At 75.1% G+C, this 18522-nt stretch carries 11 protein-coding genes; 5 read left to right on the top strand and 6 right to left on the bottom strand.

Annotated elements, in window-relative coordinates; translation table 11 throughout:
* Positions 1 to 103: 103 nt before the first annotated feature.
* Positions 104 to 1612 carry a D-alanyl-D-alanine carboxypeptidase family protein gene (locus tag MFF56_RS00055; protein WP_066922711.1) on the top strand — a complete coding sequence of 503 codons (1509 nt, stop codon included), beginning with the start codon at positions 104 to 106 and terminating at the stop codon, positions 1610 to 1612.
* A gap of 3 nt (positions 1613 to 1615) precedes the next feature.
* Here MFF56_RS00055 and MFF56_RS00050 read toward each other — a convergent pair whose 3' ends face one another.
* Positions 1616 to 2932 (bottom strand): MFS transporter, encoded by a 1317-nt coding sequence (locus MFF56_RS00050; RefSeq protein WP_066922713.1) that lies wholly within the window; start codon positions 2930 to 2932, stop codon positions 1616 to 1618.
* A gap of 96 nt (positions 2933 to 3028) precedes the next feature.
* Between MFF56_RS00050 and MFF56_RS00045 the strand changes: the two genes are divergently transcribed.
* A complete protein-coding gene (locus MFF56_RS00045; protein ID WP_066922715.1) occupies positions 3029 to 3706 on the top strand; it encodes an RraA family protein in 678 nt (225 codons plus the stop codon).
* A gap of 9 nt (positions 3707 to 3715) precedes the next feature.
* On the opposite strand, the gene bcsN is transcribed toward MFF56_RS00045, so the two are convergent.
* Genes bcsN through bcsA form a run of 5 tightly spaced genes read right to left on the bottom strand, consistent with a single transcriptional unit; the run spans position 3716 to position 13031 of the window.
* Positions 3716 to 4762, bottom strand: a complete 1047-nt coding sequence (gene bcsN, locus MFF56_RS00040) for a cellulose biosynthesis protein BcsN (RefSeq protein WP_238229285.1) — start codon at positions 4760 to 4762, stop codon at positions 3716 to 3718.
* Complete coding sequence (locus MFF56_RS00035; protein ID WP_066925587.1) at positions 4759 to 6792, bottom strand: hypothetical protein; 2034 nt, start codon at positions 6790 to 6792, stop codon at positions 4759 to 4761. The genes bcsN and MFF56_RS00035 overlap by 4 nt, the downstream gene beginning before the upstream one ends.
* A complete protein-coding gene (locus tag MFF56_RS00030) occupies positions 6777 to 7961 on the bottom strand; it encodes a family 8 glycosyl hydrolase (protein ID WP_066925584.1) in 1185 nt (394 codons plus the stop codon). The genes MFF56_RS00035 and MFF56_RS00030 overlap by 16 nt, the downstream gene beginning before the upstream one ends.
* Complete coding sequence (locus tag MFF56_RS00025) at positions 7958 to 10621, bottom strand: cellulose biosynthesis cyclic di-GMP-binding regulatory protein BcsB (protein WP_238229284.1); 2664 nt, start codon at positions 10619 to 10621, stop codon at positions 7958 to 7960. Before MFF56_RS00025 ends, MFF56_RS00030 begins: the two co-directional genes overlap by 4 nt.
* A gap of 7 nt (positions 10622 to 10628) precedes the next feature.
* The gene (bcsA, locus tag MFF56_RS00020; RefSeq protein ID WP_238229283.1) at positions 10629 to 13031 is read right to left on the bottom strand and encodes a UDP-forming cellulose synthase catalytic subunit; all 2403 of its coding nucleotides are present in this window, start codon (positions 13029 to 13031) and stop codon (positions 10629 to 10631) included.
* A 443-nt stretch (positions 13032 to 13474) separates the two neighbouring features.
* On the opposite strand from bcsA, the gene MFF56_RS00015 reads away from it, so the two are divergent.
* The 3 genes from MFF56_RS00015 to MFF56_RS00005 form a co-directional block, all read left to right on the top strand.
* The gene (locus tag MFF56_RS00015; RefSeq protein ID WP_238229282.1) at positions 13475 to 15892 is read left to right on the top strand and encodes a response regulator; all 2418 of its coding nucleotides are present in this window, start codon (positions 13475 to 13477) and stop codon (positions 15890 to 15892) included.
* Between the two features lie 278 nt (positions 15893 to 16170).
* Positions 16171 to 16872: a cellulose biosynthesis protein BcsS gene (gene bcsS, locus MFF56_RS00010; RefSeq protein ID WP_238229354.1), complete on the top strand. Its 702-nt coding sequence runs from the start codon at positions 16171 to 16173 to the stop codon at positions 16870 to 16872.
* Positions 16873 to 17052: 180 nt separating this feature from the next.
* The coding region (locus MFF56_RS00005; protein WP_238229281.1) for a PAS domain-containing protein at positions 17053 to 18522 on the top strand (1470 nt) is incomplete at its 3' end.

Raw genomic sequence — 18522 nt, 5'->3', positions numbered from 1 at the left:
GCCGGACGACCGACACGTCCTACCTCCGCCGAGGCGTTCGGCGGTGCGAAGGGGCGGCGGGTCTCGGGCACAGCCGCGGCGTTCCACACCGAAGTCAGGCCGGATGTCGAATCGAATTCTGAAGCGTCTCGCAGGGGCGGTCGCGGCGCTCGCGGTCCTCGTCGGCGCGGCCGAAGCCGCCACGGCGCCGATCCTGCTGGTCGACGCCGAGACCGGCAAGGTGATCTACGGGCAGGCCGCGACCGACCCGTGGTACCCGGCCTCCATCACCAAGCTGATGACGGCCTACGTCGCCCTCGACCTCGTGCGGCAGGGCCGCGCCTCCCTCGACACGCTCGTGACCATCTCGCCGGCGGCCGCCGCCGAGCCGCCCTCGAAGATGGGCTTCCGGCCGGGCACCCAGCTCACCCTCGACAACGCCCTCAAGATCATCATGGTCAAGTCGGCCAACGACGTGTCCTGGGCGATCGGCGAGAGCCTCGGCGGCTCCGTCGAGGGGTTCGCGGACATGATGAACGAGACCTCGCGGCGCATCGGCATGCACGAGAGCCGCTGGTACAACCCGAACGGCCTGCCCGACGCCCGGCAATGGACCTCGGCCCGCGACATGGCGGTGCTCGCCCGCGCGCTGATGCGCGACTTCCCGCAGAACCGCGACCTGTTCGCGATCCCGGCGATCCAGTTCGGCAAGGCCGTGATGGCCAACCACAACGGCCTGCTCGGCCGCTACGCGGGCGCCGACGGGATGAAGACCGGCTTCATCTGCTCGGGCGGCTTCAACGTGGTGGCGAGCGCGACCCGCAACGGGCGCCGGATCATCGCCGTGGTGATGGGCCAGCCGAGCGCGCGCGAGCGCGACCTGAAGACGGCCGACCTGTTCGACTACGCCTTCACCCAGTCGCCCGGCTGGACCAGCCAGAGCCTCGACGCGCTGCCGGCCTCGGCGAGCGCCGCGCCGCCCGACATGCGGCCCTTCATCTGCGGCGGCCGCAAGGCCCCCGCGATCGACGAGGGACCGGGCGCCATCGCGGGCAACGGGGCCGAGGGCGCGATCGCGCAGTTCATGGGCCAGACCGCCGCCGCCTCGCCGGCCGCCGCGCTGGCGGCCTTCAGCACCGCGGCGGTCCGCAATCGCGCGCTGCCGCCGCGCGCGCCGCTGCAGCCGGTCGCGGTCTGGATCGGCCGCAGCCCGGCCGAGGGACAGACCCTGCTGGCCGAGCAGGAGAACGCGGCCAAGACCGCCGCGGCGGAGGCCCGCGCCGCCAAGCTCGAGGCCGCCAAGGCCAAGCGCGAGGCCGCGAAGGAGGCTCGGGCGGCCAAGCTCGCGCAGGCGAAGGAGCGGGCCGCCGAGGCCAGGGCGAACGCGCCGGCCAAGCCGGCGGCGAAGCCCGCTTCCCTGGCCGCCAAGGCGGCGCCCAAGGCCGCCGCGCGCAAGCCGCAATCCGGCATCCCCCAGAGCGCGACCGCCTACACCTCCACGGCGGCCGAGGCGCCCGTGATCCCGGCCGCCAAGGCGAAGCCGGCGCACAAGGCCGCCGCCAAGCCCGCTCCGAAGCCCGCGCAGCAGGCCAAGGCGGCGAGCAAGCCGGCCAAGGCGAAGGCGGACGAGTAGGTCTCAGTCCAGCACCCGCCCGCGCGTCTCCTCGCGGATCCCCGCGACCGCGAGGGCGGCGAGCGCGAGGAGCACCGCGAACAGCCCGATCGCCGCCGCGAAGCTCACCGCCACCACGAGCCCGAGCGCCGAGGGCGCGAGCAGCCCGCCGACGCGCGCCAGCGCCCCGGCGGCACCCATGCCGGTGGCGCGGGCGGCGGTGGGGAAGAGTTCCGGCGTGAAGGCGTAGAGCGCGCCCCAGGCGCCGAGCATGGCGAAGCTCATCAGCAGGGTCGCGCCCGAGATCACCAGGGGATCGCGGGTCGCGACGTAGAGCGAGCAGCCGGCGGCCGCCGCCAGCAGGAAGCCGATCAGCGTGCGCCGCCGCCCCCAGCGCTCGACTCCGTAGGCCGCGAGCGCGTAGCCGGGCAGCTGGGCGAGCGCCACCAGAACGAGGAAGCCCTGGGCGTGCAGGAAGCCGAGCCCCGAGGCCGCGAGCTGGGCGGGCAGCCAGACGAACAGCCCGTAATAGGCCATCGAGACCAGGAGCCACACGGTCAGGATCAGCAGGAACGGCCGCCGCAGGGGCGGGGCGAGGAGCCGGGGGCGCGGGCCGGCCTCGGATTCGCGCCGGAGCGTGCCCGCCTGGTGCGAGCGCCCGTTCGCCGCCGCCATCCGGGCGAGCACCCGGTCGGCCTCGTCGAGCCGGCCCCGGCGCCAGAGGAAATAGGGCGATTCCGGCACCCAGAAGCGCAGGGCGACGCCGACGAGCGCCGGCAGGGCGGTGGCCGCGAAGATCCAGCGCCAACCGTCCGGTCCGCCCCACGCGGCCGCCGCCCAGCTCGCCAGCGCCAGCGCCAGCGTGCCGAGCGCCCAGAACGCCTCGAGCAGCACGAGCCAGCGCCCGCGGCGGGCGACCGGCAGGAACTCGGCCATCGCGGCGTAGTCCACCGGCAGGGTCCCGCCGACGGCGGCGCCGGTGAGGAAGCGCAGCACCAGCAGGCTCGTGAAGTCGGGCGCCAGCGCCGAGGCGAGGCCGAAGACGGCGTCCGCCAGCACCGTGCCGATCAGGACCGCCCGCCGCCCGACCCGGTCGGCGAGGCGCCCGAAGCCCCAGGCGCCCAGCATCATGCCGAGGAAGAAGGCAGTGCCGACCTGGATCGCCTGCGGCACGGCGATGCCGAAGGAGGCCGCGAGCGTCGGCGCCGCGAAGCCGATGGCCAGCACCTGCATCGCGTCGGCCGCCCAGACGAGGCCGAAGATCCCGAGGAGCCGGGCCTGGAACCGGCCCGTCCCGATCCGTCCGAGGGCCGCGTCCAGGGAGTTGGCCGAGCCTGTCATGGTATGGTCCGCCCGCGTCGTGCCGTGAGGCCGGCGCCCGAGGCCCGGCCGTGCGCCCTCTTACAGCAGCTTGGCCTTCGACGAAGCGGAGATCCGATGCCCGTCACGATTCACGCCCCACCCGCCGACACCCTGAGCGAGGACGAGCTCGCGCGCTGGCGCGCGGTGCCGGCCGCGGTGGCCGCCGACCTCGCCCGCGGGGCCGACCAGATCGACCCGGCGATCCGGCCGCTCAATCCGCCGGGGCGCCAGCCGCGCCTGTTCGGCCGCGCGGTGACGGCGCTGTGCGAGCCGCCGGATTTCGGCGCGGTGCTGCACGCCGTCGAGCGGATCGGCCCGGGCGACGTGCTGGTGATCGCGGCCGGCGGCCGCGCCGAGACGGCGATGATCGGCGAGATCGTCGGCGGCCACCTGCGGCGCCGGGGCGGCGCGGGCCTCGTCTGCGACGGGGCGATCCGCGACGTCGCGATCCTGGCGGGCTGGCCCGACCTCGCCGTCTTCACCCGGGCGGTCACGCCGCGCGGGCCCTCCTCCGCCGAGCGCGGGGCGGTCAACGCGGCGGTCGTCGTCGGGGGGCGGCTCGTCGCGCCGGGCGACCTCGTCATCGGCGACGACGACGGGCTGGTCGCGCTCTCGCCCGCCACGGTGCGCGCCCGCATCGGCGACGCCGAGGCCAAGCTCGCCCGGGAGGCGGAGTGGGAGGCCGGCCTCGCGGCCGGGCGCACGGTCTGCGAGACCTTCGGGATCGCGGCGCCGGTCGCGGGAGCGGCGTGACCGGCGGCCTCAGCGTCCCCCGCGCTCCGGGGGCGGGCGGTAGGCTTCCGAGGGGAGGTCGCGCGACAGGCTCTCGCCCGTGCCGCGGCCGGGGGCGGGGCTCGGCATCTCGGGCGAGCGCGGCGGTTCGGTGATGTAGCGCTGCGTGCCCGGGGCCGGTGCGGGCTGGCCGGGCGCGGGCTGGGCGGCCGGGGCCTGGGTCTCGGGCGCGGTCGGGGCGAGGTAGCGGCGGCCGGCATCGCCGGGCGTCGGCTGCGGGGGCGGCGGCACCAGCGGCGCGGATTGCTGGCGGGCGGCGGGCGGCGGGGCCGGCGCGGGGGCGGCTTCCTGGCGCGGCTCGGGCTGCGGCCGCGCCTCGGGCGCCGGCCGGGCCGGTGCGGGCCGCGCCGCCTGCGCGGGGCGGGGCTTGCGCCGGTGGGTGCGGGCCGCCGGCGGCCGGGCGGCGAGCGGGGCCGGGCCGGCGAGGCCCGTGGCGCCCGGCAGCGCGATGGTCATGTGCTCGACGGCGGCGACGAGGTCGGCCAGGCTGGCCTCGGCCGTGCGGCAGAGGCGGATCCGCAGCGAGAGCGCGCGCCGCCCCGCGGTCGCGGCGGAGAGCGGGCCGAACAGCCCGTTGCCCGCCGCGCGGGCGCCGACGGCCGGCCGCTCGAACCATTGCCACGCGTAGAGGCAGTCGGCCCCGAGCGCGATGCCGACCGGGCCGTAGACGTTCCGGCGCGGCGCGGCCTGCACGCGCAGGACCTGGCCGGGGAAGCGCACCGCGATCTCGCCCGCGATGCCGAACTCGCTCGGCTTGGCGAGCCGGGGCGGGAAGGCCAGCAGGAGGTCGCCGGTCTCGTTGCGCAGCGCGATCTCGGCGTGGTTGCGCCCATCGCCGCCTTCGTACCGGATGCGCTGGTCGAAGCCGTCGCGCAGGCGCGTCTCGATCACCGCCTCGACCGGGCCGGCGCCGGGCAGGCGCAGGACCGGCGCGGGCTGGGCCGCGGCGGGCCAGGCCGCGGCGGCCGCGAGGGCGAGGGCGGCCGCGAGGGCGAGCGCGCGGAGGCCTGGTCTCACGGATAGCCCTTGTCGTTCGCGGCCGAGCGCTCGGAGGCGGCGCGGCCCGGCACCGAGAAGCGGTCGCCCTCGGCGGCGTTGCGGCCGCGCTCGGCCTGCTGGTCCTGCCAGAGGGTGCCCTGCGGCGGCGGGCCCAGGGTCTCCGGCTTGTCGAGGCCGTTGTAGCCGCGCAGCAGGGTGTAGCCGTAGCGCTCGTAGGGCATCGTGCCCGCGCCCGGCACGCGGCGCGCCACCAGGGGCGGGCTCTGCGTGGCCGGCTCACGGGCGTAGGTTCCGGGCGCGGGCGCCTCGGCGAGCGCGCGCTGCACCGAGGCCGGCGGATAGCGCAGCGGGTTGTCGAGGGGCACGGCGAGCGGGAACTCGTTGCGCTGCACGGCCGGCGGCACCGCCTCGCCCCGTCCGCCCGCGTCGGGCCGCGGCACGCGGCCGTAGGAGGCCTGCGGGTCGGGCCTCGGCGGCTCCGGCCGCGCGGCGCCCCGACCGGCCGGGGCCGGCGGCGGCTGGTTCGCGCAGGGCAGGGGCGGTCCGCCCGTATCCTCGCGGAACAGCATCTCGACCACCTTCGGGAACAGCCCGTCGTAGCGGTTGACCACCTCCAGATAGGGCCGCTGCCGCTTCAGCCGCTGCAGGGTGAGCGCGTAGCCGAACACCGTGCTCTCGCCCGGCAGCCACGCGACGGCGCGCTGAAACCACTCCAGCGCCGCGTCGAACTGGCAGGAATTGTAGGCGTACCACGCCAGCCCCTGCGCGCCCTCGCCGGAGGCGGTCGCGTTCACCACCTTCGCGTAGCGCTCGATCCGGGCGGGCTCGATGAAGGGCGGGTTGGCGAGCGTCAGCTTGCGCTCGAGGATGTCGATGAACAGCAGCTCGTTGCCGACGAAGCGGTCGCGCCACGCGTAGGCGACCTCCTCGGCCTCGCGCATCATGTTGAGTTCCCGCAGGGTGTGGGCGAGGCCGTGCGCCACCATCGCGTCGCCCCCGCGGGCGATGGCCTGCTTGAACCATTCGAGCGCCTCGCGGAACTGGCGGCGCTTGTAGGCGTACCAGCCGAGCAGCCCCGTCTGGCTCGGGTCGCCGCTCTTGCGGGCATAGGCTTGGAAGGCGGTGAGGTCGGCCACCGAAGGGGTCTGGGCCGGCTCGTCGTGCAGGAAGGCCGCGATGCGCGCCCGGGTGATGTCGAGGCGGATCGCGTCGAACTCGGAACCGCCCTCGGCGCCCTGACGCCCCGGATCCTGACGCCCCGGGTCCTGGCGACCCGGGTCCTGGCGACCCATGGCGATCAGGCGTTCGGCCTGGTCCATCTTGATGTGGGCCATGGCCTTCTGGATCGTGGCGAGGCGCGCGCCGGCGTCGCCGCTGCCGTCGAGCACGGACTTGTAGAGGTTGAACGCGTCCTCGGCGGCGCCGGTCGCGGCCAGCGCGTCCGCGATCGTCCAGATGCTCTCGACGTCGGCGGGGTCGAGGGCGCTCGGGTCGGCGCGGTAGAGGGCCACGACCGCCTCCGGGTTCTTCCCCGCCGCCCGGACGCTGCTGCGGAACTCGGCCCGGCGCAGCTTGCGCGCCAGTTCCTCCGAGGGCTGCCAGGCCGGATCGACCGAGCGGCGCGCGTCGATCGCGGCGCGCAGATCCTGGAAGCGGCCCGCGGTGAAGAGGTCCCAGAGCGGGGCCTCCTCGGGCGGGCTCGGCTGGAGGCTGTCGAGGTCGGCGGGCTCGCTCCAGCCCGGGTAGAGCCGCCGCAGCCGGGCGATCTCCGCCTTCATGCGGGCGGTCTGCTTCTGCGAGGCGTAGTAGCGCAGCGCGCTCTCGTCGACCATGCCGGGGGTCGTCGAGGTCTCGGGATCGACCAGGATCGCGGGCGCGCGGGCGCCGTCGCCGTAGACCACCCGCGGGGCCGCCGCCCCGCCGGCCGGATTGTCGGCGGGATTGCCGGAGCTGCTGCCGGAGGAGCCTCCCTGGGCGGCGGCGGGCGCCGCCCCGGCGAGCAGGAGCGCGAGGGCGAGGCCGGCCCGCGGGGTCACGATCTGAGGCATGACGGGTAGCGCATCCGGGCCGCGGTCAGCGCGAGCAGGTGGAGGGTCGTCGGATAGTAGTTCTGGTTGTCCTGCACCGTGCGCAGGGATTCGGGGATGGGCGTGCCGTCGCGCGCGCAGGCGACGAGGGCCGGCAGCGCCGTGTAGCCCGGTTCGCTCAGCCACTCCACGGGCCGGCCGTCCCGGGTGTCGACGATCGGCAGGCGCTCGCGGTCGATGCCGCCCCAGAGCGCCTGGAACGGCGCGTAGTCCTCCGGGCGCCCGACGCCGGCCCAGGCGAGGTAGAGCGGCACGCGCACCGCGTTGTACGAGAACAGCGGTGGGAAGCCGTCGGCCGGGCGCAGGCTCTCCTCCTTGGCCGAGATCCACTCGGTCGGCAGGCTCGCGGGACCGAAGCGCGACCCGCGCAGCACCGCGACGCCGCTGCGGATCAGCGCCGCCCAGTCGTATTCCGGCGCCACGATCGCGAGCCGCTGCAGGGCGGGGAAGACCCAGTAGGACAGGTTGACGAGGGGCCCGTCCGCGCGCTCGCGCGCGGAGAAGCCGGAGACGGCCGGCAGAAGCAGCGGCCCGTGCGGGTCCTTGAACAGGATGGTCTTGCGGCCGAACTCGACGGCGATGCGGCGCGCGGCCGTGCGGTAGGACGGCTCGCCCCAGGCCTCCGCCGCCTCGGTGAGCGCCCAGGCGACGAGGATGTCGCCGTCGGTGGCGTTGTTCATGTCGGAGACAGCGGGGCGCTGGTCGGGGGTCCAGCGCCAGGCGATCAGCTCGTCGGTGCGCACCATCAGGTTGGCGCGGGTCCAGCCCCAGATCCGCTCGAAGGCGGCGCGGTCGCCCGCCGCCACGGCGAGCAGCAGGCCGTAGCCCTGGCCCTCGCTGTGGCTGATCAGCCCGTTGGCGGTGTCGACGATGCGGCCGCGCTCGGTCACGAATCGGGCCCGGTAGGCGCGCCAGCCGGGATCGTCGCCGAGGCTGCCGGCCAGCGCCGGACCCGACGCAGGGCGGCTCGGGGCCGCGGGCTGGGGGGCGCCCGGCACGGCGGTGGCGGGCGGCACGGTGACGGCCTCGCCCTGCTGGGCGTCCTGAGCCCGCGCGGGGGCGCCCGCCGGGAGCGCCGCGAGGAGGAGAGCCGCGAGGAGGGCGGCGCGCGCGCGCGTGGCGAGGCTCACGTGTTCCTCCGGCCGAGCTGGCGCACCAGGGCCGTCGTGGCGAGGCCGAGGCAGAGGGCCATCAGCAGCGTCATGCCGACGTAGATCCCGGGATTGAGCGAGAGCCACGCGGCCGAGACCAGCCGGAGGTTGGCGAGGCTGCGCGGCTGCGTCTCGATCAGCCCGACGCTCCTGGGCTCGACGATGCTGAGGTTGCCGTCGGAGGCGTCCAGGAAGGCCGCCTGGCCGACGAGGCGCGTCCAGACCACGGGATCGACCAGGCAGGAGACCGAGGCCTTGAGCATCGAGGGGTTCGGGGCGGTGACCAGCACGGTGGTCTCGTCGAAGCGGGCGCCGCCCTCCGCCACGATCAGCGAGGCGCGGGGATTGAGCGGGACGGCCTCGCTGGGCGCGCCGTCGGTCCAGCCGGAGACCGTCTCGCGCGCCTGAGCCGCGTGCCGGACGAGCCCGTCCCAGGCCCCGGCCAGAACGGCCGGCAGCACGCTCGTCCCGCGGACGGACTCGTCCCAGCGGGCGATGAGCTCGGCCTCGCTGGCGGGGGCGGGCGGGACCGCCGCGGGGGCGGCGGACGCCCCCCCGGCCGGCGCGGCGGCGGGGCCGGCGGGACGCTGGGGCGCGGGCGGCGCCGGGGGTTGCGCCGCCGAGGCAACGCGCAGGGGCGTCGCGGAGGGCGGCAGGGCGCAGCGCATCGGCAGGTTGCGGCGCAGCCGGTCGAGGGTGAGCACGCCCTCGGTCCCGAAGGGGCCGGGCGTGGCCACGGTCTCGGCCCGGCCCTCCCAGATCCGCCGGACCTGGTCCGGATCGAGGCCGACCGCCTGGAGCGTCACCGGGTTGAGCGCGCGCACCGGGGCGACAACGAGGCTCGCGCCGCCGCCTGCGGCCCCTCCGCCCGCCCGCTCGTCGGTGGCGAGCTCGAAGTCGATGACGCGGCCCGCCGCGATGGCGAGCCGGGCCACGAGCGTCGCGGCGGCGTCCGCCGAGTCGCGGTCGGGCGTCGGCAGGACGAGGCGCGGGCGGGCGCCCGGCGCCAGGAAGGGCACGGCGCCGGCCTTCACGGCGGCGAGATCGGGCTGGCGCACCGCGCGGGCGAGGGCGGGCACGACGAGGCGCGTCCGGTCGAGGAAGAGGAAGCGGGCCCGCTTCATGGCGGGCGCCAGCGTGTCGCAGGCCCGGTCCGCCAGCGCCGGCAGCTGGGCGCTGATCTCGACCCGGTTCAGGCCCGGCCGCCACAGGCTCAGGGGGAGCGGGATGGCGCTGTCGTCGAAGACCTCGCCGCGACTGTAGGGCAGCGCCACGCTCGCCGCGTTGCGGCCGTTGATGTCCACCACGATCTGGGCGCTCGGTTCCAGCCCCGCCGCGTAGCCGCCGGCCAGATGCAGCATCACCTTGCCGTAGTCGGCCGGCACGAAATCGGCCGGGAAGCGCACCTCGAAGGCGACCCGGAGCTGGCGGCCGCTGAACTCGCGGGTCGCCACCCCCAGCCGCTCGAGCGTCAGATCCTCGCCGCCGCGGATCGGATAGCCGCGGGTGAGGGTGGTGAGGTCCGTGCCGGCCGGCGTCCCGGCGGGGCCCTCTTCGCCCTGGCCCGATGCTTGGCCGGATGTTTGGCCCGATGCTTGGCCCGATGCCGCGAGCGTGGCGATGGCCTGGCGCACGTCCGCCCCGCCGGGGCCCGTGACCACGAGGACCGGCGCCCGGCTCCCCCGCTGCGGCAGCAGGGCGAGGCGCGGCCCGGTGATCGGTCCGACCTCCTCGATGCCCTCGTAGCCGCGGATCTCGGCCGCCGTGCCGACCAGGAGGTTCACGCCGGTGCGCCCATTGAGCGGGGCGCCGAACGTGACGGCGGGCCGCGCGAGGCGCCCGACCAGGGCCACTGCCTGTACGGCGCCGATCATCCGCTCCAGGCGCTCCAGGCTCGGCTTCTCGGCGAGGATGACGCCCACGGGCAGCGCCCCGCTCTCGTCGGGCTCCAGCGCTGCCAGCGTCTTCAGGTCGAGGTCGCCCGCGGGCGGCACCACGAGGCCGGAGCGGGAGGGATCGATCTGAGTCCAGAGCTCGTAGGTGGCCTCGATCGAGCAATCGACACGGTGGCGCTGGCTCGCCGCCAGGGTGACGGCGTTGTAGCCCGCCTTCAGCAGGCCCTCGGGCAGGACGAACTCGACCACCTTCACGGCGCCCGGCGCCTGGATCCGGGTCCAGCCGACCCGCTGGCCGTTGACGCTGCCCACGAGTTCCGAGGATTCGGGCGCGACCGAGATCGACGAGATGTAGGAGACGCGCAGCCGCGCGCTCCCCCGGGCCTGGGCCTCGGTGAGGTAGACCGGGAAGGCGAGCGAGGCCTCCTCGCCCGACAGGCGGTAGCCCCGCGTGCCGGCCGGGAAGCGCCGGGCCGGCGCGATCGCCGCCTGCGGGGAGATCCGGCGCTCGGCCTCGGGCGCGGCGGGCCGGGCCGGCGCGGCGGGCGGCGGCGGCGGCGGACGCAGGGCGTCGCCGGTCGGCGGCACCGTCAGGCGCTCGGCCGGGCCGGCGCCGAGGAAGCTCTGGGCGGCGGTGGGCCCGGCGGCGAGCCCTGCGGACGCCGCCAGCGCCGCGATCAGCACCGCGGCCCGTGCGAGCGCGCCGACCAAGCCACCGGCCGAATGTCGGGTGCGGGACCTCATCGCGCGCTCACGCCGTCCCGGTGCGGCGCCGGTCCTGCCCGGCGAGCGCGCGGTCGTTCTCGAAGTCGAGCATCAGGCGGACCCAGTCGCTCTCGGCCTCGGCGGGCAGCCGGGCGGTTTCGACGGGGCGGGCGGCCGGGACCGGGGCGGGGGCCGGGCTCGGGGGCACCGGCCGCGCTCCCGGGGCGGCGGGCTCCGGCGCGTCGTAGGCGGGCGCCGCGACCCGGGCCGCGGCCGGCGCCGTGTCGGCAGCGGAGGCCGGCTCGCCCGCGAGCGCGTAGCGCAGGGCCCGGACCGGCTCGGTCAGGCCCCACCAGACGAATTGCAGCGTGCCGGTGAAGAGGTCCTTGTGCCGCCGCCGCCGCATCTGGAAGCGGCGCATGGCCGCGGCGTCGCCGTACATCAGCCCGGAGAGCGCGACGTAGTCCTGGGTCCGCAGCGCGCCGAAGGCGAGGCGGCAGACCGCCTCGTCGCCAACGCGCTCGACCGGGCCGAGCACCACCGGCAGGGCGCCGGCGGCCCGCGCGCCCGCGACCGGCACGACCGCCAGCGTCCCGGGCAGCGGCCGGTGGCCGGCCCCCGGGCCGAGCGCGGCCGCCGGCATCCGCACGGTGCAGCCCTCCGCCGAGACGCGCTCCACCGCCACGTCCACGGCCCGGCCCCCGAGCGTGAGGTGTCCGCGCCGATCGATCGGCAGCGAGGGCATGCGCTCCAGCTGCCGCCGCTCGGCGCAGACCCCGAGGGCGGCGCCCGCGGTCAGCAGGTTGAAGAGGTTCCACAGGCCGACGACCAGCATCAGGTTCGTCACCCCCGGCTCGAACAGGTAGCGGTAGGCCGCCACCGCGCAGCCGGTCGCGAGCAGCGCGTAGACCGCGAAGAAGGGGCCGGCGAGCGACGAGAGGTGGTCGTGATCGAGCGTCGCGCCCTTGTTGGTGACGTTGAAGGTGGGCTTCCTCGGCGACCAGATCACCGAGACGATCGCCTTCGACAGGTAGAGGCCCTGGACGTACTCGTACAGCTCCGAGACGAAGGGCCAGCGGAACTTGCCGTAGACGTAGTTCTGCATCATCAGGTTGATGACGATGTAGGTCGCCGTATAGGCGATCGATTCGTCCACGCTCGCCACGAAGATCTTCAGGTCGAAAAAGATGTGCAACAGCGGCGCGAACATGAAGATCAGCCGCGGCACGGGGAAGAACCAGAAGGTCATGCTCGACAGGTAGGCGATCTTCTGGATCGGCTTCAGACCCCGCTGGAAGGCCGGGTTCTTCAGGAGCAGGATCTGGAACATGCCCTGGCACCAGCGCGAGCGCTGGCCGATGAAGTCGGCGAGCGTGTCGGGCTGCAGGCCCGCGATCAGCGGGGTGTCCACGTAGGCGCTGGTCCAGCCGCGCGAATGCAGCTCGAAGGCGGTCTCGCAATCCTCCGTGATGGTGATGCCGGAGAAGCCCCCGGCCTCGTCGAGCGCCGTGCGGCGCAGGAGCGCCGCCGAGCCGCAGAAGAATGAGCCGTTCCACTTGTCGAGCCCGGCTTGCGTCACCGAGTAGAACATCTCGTTCTCGGAGGGCATGCGCGCGAAGGTGCGCAGGTTCCGCTCGATCGGGTCCGGGTTGAGGAAGGCGTGCGGGGTCTGGACGAGGAACAGCTTCGGGTCCTCGGCGAAGTAGCCGACCGTCTCGGCCAGGAACGAGCGGAAGGGCACGTGGTCGGCGTCGAGCACCACCACGATCGCGCCCCGCGCGTGGGCCAGCCCGTTGTTGAGGTTGCCGGCCTTGGCGTGCTCGTTGCGCGCCCGGGTCAGGTAGCGGCAGCCGAGGTCGGCGCAGAGCGCCTGCAATTCGGCCCGGCGGGCGCGGGCGGCGGCGGCCTTCTCGGGCGTCGGGTCGGCGCATTTCTGGTCGGTGCCGCCGTCGTCGAGCAGCCAGACGGTGAGCTTGTCGGGCGGGTAGTTCATCTGCCGCGCGGCCGCGAGGGTCATCGCCAGGATCGCGGCGTCCTCGTTGTAGCTCGGCACGAAGACGTCGACGGCGGGCAGATCCGCGGCCGCCGCGGCCGGCGGCGGCCGGCGCCGGAGCGGCTCGGCATTGATGATCAGGCTCACGAAGAGGATGAAGACGCAGTACAATTCGCCGATCAGCAGCAGCAGCCCGAAGCCGAAGCTGACCGGGTCGCCCGGCGAGGGCAGGGTGTCGGTGACGCGCCACAGGATGTAGCGCAGCACCACCAGGCTCCCCATCGCCAGGAAGACGAAGCGGCTGCGCGGCCCATCCAGGAAGAGCCAGAGCCCGATCATCGCCGCCATCGCGGCGAGGCTCATGGCGAGCTGGTTCTGCGTGCCGACAGGCTGGCTCAGCAGGACGAGGCCGGCCGCCGTCACCCCCATCCAGGCCAGCCACCGCACCGCCCACATCACGCCAGCCGCTCCAAGTTCAGGAATCCCCTCATCACCAGATTATGTCGCTTTGTCGCTCAGGGAACATATTTTCTGTCTCCTCCGGAAGACGCGGGCCGAGCTGCGTACGATCCTGTACCGTGCACCCTGCGCATGGTCGGGCTGGCTTGGCCGGAGGGGGGATGTGTTTTCGGCGCCGCCGTAAAGGATTGATCTCGCGATATGAGCCGCGCGTCGTGAAAACTACTTTAATGCCGGCCTGTCCCGCCCGCTGACCGTGCGGTGCAGCAACGCGGTCGGATGCTCGTTTTGCGAGTAATAGAATAGAAAATCACAACCTGAAGAGGTATTTTGTCGCGCCCTGCCGATGGTGTTAACCCGCCCTTAAGCGGCTTGGCCGCCTCGTGGGAGCTACGGAAGCCCGAGGGCCTTCCCTCAGCAAACCGTGCCGGTGCCCCCGCATGCTGGACTCCGTCCGGATCCCGCTCAAGGTCCTGAACGCGGCCCAGCTCGCCGGCATCGCGGCGGCGGCCTTCGCGCTCGCCTGCCTGGGCGGCGGCCTCCCCGCGCCGCGCATCGATCCGGATCCGGGCCTGCGCGGGATTCCCGAGGCGTCACGCAGCTTCGCCGAGGCCGTGGACGAGGCGCTGACCGGCGCGGTCGCGGACGCGCGCAACGTCGCGCTGCTGCTGCGTCCCGACGATCCCGATCTCGCCGACGCGGCGCGCGCGGACCTCGTGCGGGACTGGCTCGCCCTCAACCCGCGCTACCGCGACGCGGTCCTGATCGGCCCGGACGGCACGGTGCGGGCCGCGGGCGAACCGCGCCGCCTCGGCACCAGCGTGGCGCGCGAGCCGTGGTTCGCGCGGGCGCGCAACGCCGAGGCCGTCGTGGCGGGGCCCGAGGCGGACGCGGCGTTCACGGTCGCGCTGGCGCTAGGCGCCCCCGGCCGGTCCGACCGTCTCCAGCTCCGGGCGGCGCCGGCCCTCTTCGACGAGATCGGGGCCCGCGTGCGCCGTGCCCTCGCGCTGCCCGCAGACCTCGCCTTCACGGTGACGGCCGCCGACGGCCGCGCGCTCGCCGGCACCCCGCCGGCCGCCGACGACCCGCGCCCGCACGCCGCGGCGCCGACACGGGGCGGACGGGACCTCGCCAACCCGGGCTGGCTGGTGACGGGCTACGCGTCGGCGGCGAGCCGGGCCGGCACGGGGCCGGACGGGCGCGTGCTGGGCCTCGGCCTCGCCCTCGTGCTCGCGGCCGCCGCCCTCGGCTGGATGCTCGGCGGCCGCGCCGCCCGCCCCCTGCAGCGCCTCGCGGACGGGTCCGCGGGGGGCGAGGCGCCCGCCTCGGCGGTGCGCGAGATCGCGGCCCTGACCGGCTCGCTGCACGACCGGGGCCGCAACGCCGACACGCGGCTCGCCCGCGCCGATTCCGGGCTCGACCGCGTGCGCGGCCGGCTGCACACCTTCGAGGCGATGTCGGGCTGGACCTGCTGGGAGATCGATCCCGAGACCCGGCAGGTGATCTGGTCGGACCCGGACGAGGCCGGGGCGCCCGCCGACCGGGCGGCCGACCTCACCGATCTGGCGGCCCGGTTCGAGCCCGCCGACCACGCCCTCCTCGACCTGACCCTGCGGGCGGCGCTCGCCGCCGACGGCCCGCACGACGCGGTGCTGCGCACCCGGCCGGACGCCGGCGGGGCCGGCGCGCGCGTGCTGGTGCGCTTCCTGCGCGGCACCGACGCGGCGGGGCGCGCCTGCGTGCACGCGCTCAGCCGCGAATTCGGGGCGGCTGCCGACACGCCGGTTGGCCTGAACGAGCGCCGCCGCAGCCATGTCCTGCGCCGCGTCACCGACGGCATCGTCCACGATTTCAACGACGTGCTGACCGTGGTGCTCACCAACCTCGGCGTGCTCAGGCGCCGCCCCGGGCTCGACCCGGAACTCGCCCGGCTCGCCGACACGGCGCTGGCAGGGGCTCAGCGCGGGGCCGCCCTGACCCGGCGCATGCTGAGCCTCGCGCGCGGGTCGGAGGAGGGCGTCGGCGAGAGCGACCTCGCCGCGACGGTCGCGGCCTTCCTGCCCTTCCTGCAGGGCAACGTCCTGCGCGACGCCCCGGTGATCGACCGCGTCCCCGCGGACCTGCCGCGGGTGCTCTGTGCCGAGCGCATCCTGGAGATCGCGCTCCTCAACGTCGCCTTCCACCTCCGCGATCACGGCCTGCACGGCTTCGCGATCGGGGCGGCCGAGCAGCGGGTGGACGAGGGCACGGACGACCCCGCCGGCCTCGGCCTGGGCGCGGGGCCCTACGTTCACGTCCTGCGGGCCAGCGGGCGGCGCCTGCCCGGCGCTGTGCCGCGCGCGGCCGGGCTGGCGGGGATCGAGACCGCCGCGCGGCTCGTCGCCGAGGCCGGGGGCGCGTGGCGCCTCCTCTCGGACGGGGGCGGCGAGGAGGGCTTCCTGGCCGAGATCTGGCTGCGGGCGGCCGAGCGCGCCGCGCCCGCCGAGCCGCCCGCCTGGGCCAGCGCCCTGCGGGTCCTGCTCGTGGAGAGCGACAGCCTCGTGCGCGCGAGCGTCGCCGAGGCGCTCGCCGAACTCGGCCACCGCGTCACGCAGGCGGCCTCGGGCGAGCACGCGCTGGCGCTGCTCGCCGAGAGCGACGCCTACGACGCGATGATCGCCGACCAGTCGATGCCGGTGATGACCGGCCTCCAGCTCGCCGCGACCGTGGTGGAGCGGCATCCCGGCATCCGCGTCATCCTGGCGAGCCCGCACGGGCACCTGCCGGCGGCGGCCCGCCGCTTCCTGCAGCTCGACAAGCCCTTCCGGCAGGAAGACCTCGCGGCGCTGCTCGGCGCGCCCGAGGCCCGCGCCGCCTGAGCGGCCCGCGCCCGGGACGCCGCCTCCGAACTTTCATACCCCGAAACTGATCAGCCGGCAGAGAGGCAGGTATTCCGGGCCGCGCGGCGCGATATTTTTCAGTCCGCGGGAAATGCTTGTTAACCCTCATCGCGGAGAAATCGGTGCGTTAGCGTGTGCGTATCCGGGAGCGAGCGGCCGTGGTTTCTCCACACCGGGATCAATCCGTCAGGACTTGTCTCAGGGTCGGTCTCGCGGGACTCGCCGTCCTCGCCGCCGCCCAGGCCCGCGCGGCCGACCTGCCGGTCTCCTCGGGCGGCGCGGACTGGTACACCGGCGCGCAGGCCCAGGCGGTCGACGACAGCTGGGCGGTCGCGGTCGACGGCTCGACCAGCATCACCTCGAACAGCTCGGCCTTCGGCTCGGTCACGGTCACGGCGGCGCTCGGCGCGCCCCCGACCGTGAGCGGCGCGCGGGTGCGCGTCGAGGGCATCGCCGGCACCTACTCCTATCCGGGCCAGCAGGTCGCCTCGCGGGTGACGGGCTACCAGCAGGAAGGCTCGCTGATGGGCGGCTACGAGTGGGTCTGGCGGGACGCCGCGCTCGCCGGCTTCATCGGCTTCAACGTGCGCAGCAACCAGCTCTCGATCCTCGATCCCGGCAACCCGGTGGTCGGCACCGGCGTCGGCTTCCGGGTGGCGGCCAACTTCTACGCCAACCCGACCGACCGGACCATGGTCTCGGCCTACGGCTCCTACTCGACCAAGTTCAACGCCTACTATTCCCGCTTCCGGGTCGGCTACATGGTCGCCGACGGCGTGTATATCGGGCCCGAGGCGCTGTTCCTCGGCGACGACTTCTTCCGGCAGTACCGCGTCGGCGCCCACCTGTCCGGCCTGAGCTTCGGGCCGGTGCAGATGTCGCTCGCCGTCGGCTACGTGCGCGACCGGATCCAGGGCACGGGCTATTATTCGAGCATCGAGGCGCGTGCCAACTTCTGAGCGGTCGGTCGCGCGCCGGGCAGGCCGCACGCTTGTGACAGGCTGCCCGCTTGTCCCGAGCCGGCGGAGAACGGATATGCCATCCATGTCCGGTCCGCGTCCCGTCTCCCGTCCCGTTCCCCTTCCCGCGCCGGTCGCCCGGTCCACGGCCCTGCCGCGGGGCCCGCGGTGCCCGGCGGCGTGAGCGATCCCTTCGCCTTCCTGCCCCGGGGCGGCACCACCGGGGACGAGATCCGCGCCCGCGACTGGGCGCGGACCCCGCTCGGCCCGGCGGAGACCTGGCCGCCGGCCCTGCGCAACGCGCTCTCGCTGATGCTCGAATGCCCCACGGCGATGTTCCTCGCCTGGGGGCCGGACCTGCTCTGCTTCTACAACGACGCCTACCGGCCGCTCCTCGGCTACCGGCTGCCGACCGCGCTCGGCCGCCCGTTCCGGGAGGTCTGGGCCAGCATCTGGGACGCGATCGAGCCCCTGGTCGCGGCCACGCTCGCGGGCGAGAGCCAGGTGCTGACCGACATGATGCTCGACCTCTCGCGCGACGGCCGCGCGGAGCGGAGCTGGTGGTCCTTCACCTACTCGCCCGTGCGCGACGACGCGGGCGCGATCGCGGGCCTGCTCTGCGTCACCGCCGAGACCACGGCGCGGGTGCTGGGCGAGGCCGCCTTGCGCGAGAGCGAGGACCATTTCCGACACACGGTCGAGCTGAACCCGCAGGTGCCCTGGACCTGCGATACGGCGGGCAACATCACCTCCTACTCCAACCGCTGGCTCGAGTTGACGGGGCAGGCGCCGGGCGAGCCGCTGGGCGCCGGCTGGGCGCGGGCGCTCCATCCCGACGACATCGCGCCGACCCAGGCGGTCTTCGCCGCCTGCCTCGCCTCGGGCGAGCCGGTGGACGTGGACTACCGGATCCGCGCCGCCCGCAGCGGCACCTATCGCTGGATGCGCGCCCGCGCCTACCCGCGCCGGGACGCGGACGGCGCGATCCTGCGCTGGTACGGCGTCGTCGAGGACATCCACGACCGCCGGCGCGCCGAGGAGCGCCTGCGCGAGGTGAACGCCGTGCTGGAGCGGCGCGTCGCGGAGGCGCTCGCCCAGCGCAAGCTCTGGGCCGACGTGTTCGAGACCACGGACGCGCTCGTCGCCGCGCTCGACACGGAGTACCGCGTGCTCGCGCTCAACCGGGCCTGCGCGGACGAGTTCGAGAGCCTGTACGGCGTGCGGCCCCGCATCGGCGACGACCTCCTCGCCCTGCTGGAGCCCTGGCCCGCGCACCGGGCGGCGACCCGGGCGGTTTGGGGGCGGGCGCTGGCGGGCGAGGACTTCACGGTCGTGGAGGCCTTCGGCGATCCCGACGTCCGGCGCGCGAGCTACGAGCTGACCTTCACGGCCCTGCGCGACGCGGAGGGGCGCCGGATCGGCGCCTTCCAGTACGGCACCGACGTCACCGAGCGCCTGCGCGAGCAGGAGCAGCTCCGTCAGGCGGAGGAGGCGTTGCGCCAGTCGCAGAAGATGGAGGCTGTGGGGCAGCTGACGGGCGGGGTGGCGCACGACTTCAACAACCTGCTGACCATCATCCGCTCCTCGGTCGAGTTCCTGCGCCGGCCCGACCTTCCGGAGGTGCGCAAGGCGCGCTACCTCGACGCGGTG

Source organism: Methylobacterium hispanicum, from assembly GCF_022179285.1.
Lineage (GTDB): Bacteria > Pseudomonadota > Alphaproteobacteria > Rhizobiales > Beijerinckiaceae > Methylobacterium > Methylobacterium hispanicum.
Note: the sequence above shows the minus strand (reverse complement) of the source record. Positions and strands in the feature narration are given on the sequence as shown.

Bases quoted from the DNA above. Each gene is read 5' to 3' on its own strand.
- MFF56_RS00055 (WP_066922711.1), top strand. From the start codon at position 104: ATGTCGAATCGAATTCTGAAGCGTCTCGCAGGGGCGGTCGCGGCGCTC.
- MFF56_RS00050 (WP_066922713.1), bottom strand. From the start codon at position 2,932: ATGACAGGCTCGGCCAACTCCCTGGACGCGGCCCTCGGACGGATCGGG.
- bcsA (WP_238229283.1), bottom strand. From the start codon at position 13,031: ATGTGGGCGGTGCGGTGGCTGGCCTGGATGGGGGTGACGGCGGCCGGC.
- MFF56_RS00015 (WP_238229282.1), top strand. From the start codon at position 13,475: ATGCTGGACTCCGTCCGGATCCCGCTCAAGGTCCTGAACGCGGCCCAG.
- MFF56_RS00045 (WP_066922715.1), top strand. From the start codon at position 3,029: ATGCCCGTCACGATTCACGCCCCACCCGCCGACACCCTGAGCGAGGAC.
- MFF56_RS00035 (WP_066925587.1), bottom strand. From the start codon at position 6,792: ATGCCTCAGATCGTGACCCCGCGGGCCGGCCTCGCCCTCGCGCTCCTG.
- MFF56_RS00025 (WP_238229284.1), bottom strand. From the start codon at position 10,621: ATGAGGTCCCGCACCCGACATTCGGCCGGTGGCTTGGTCGGCGCGCTC.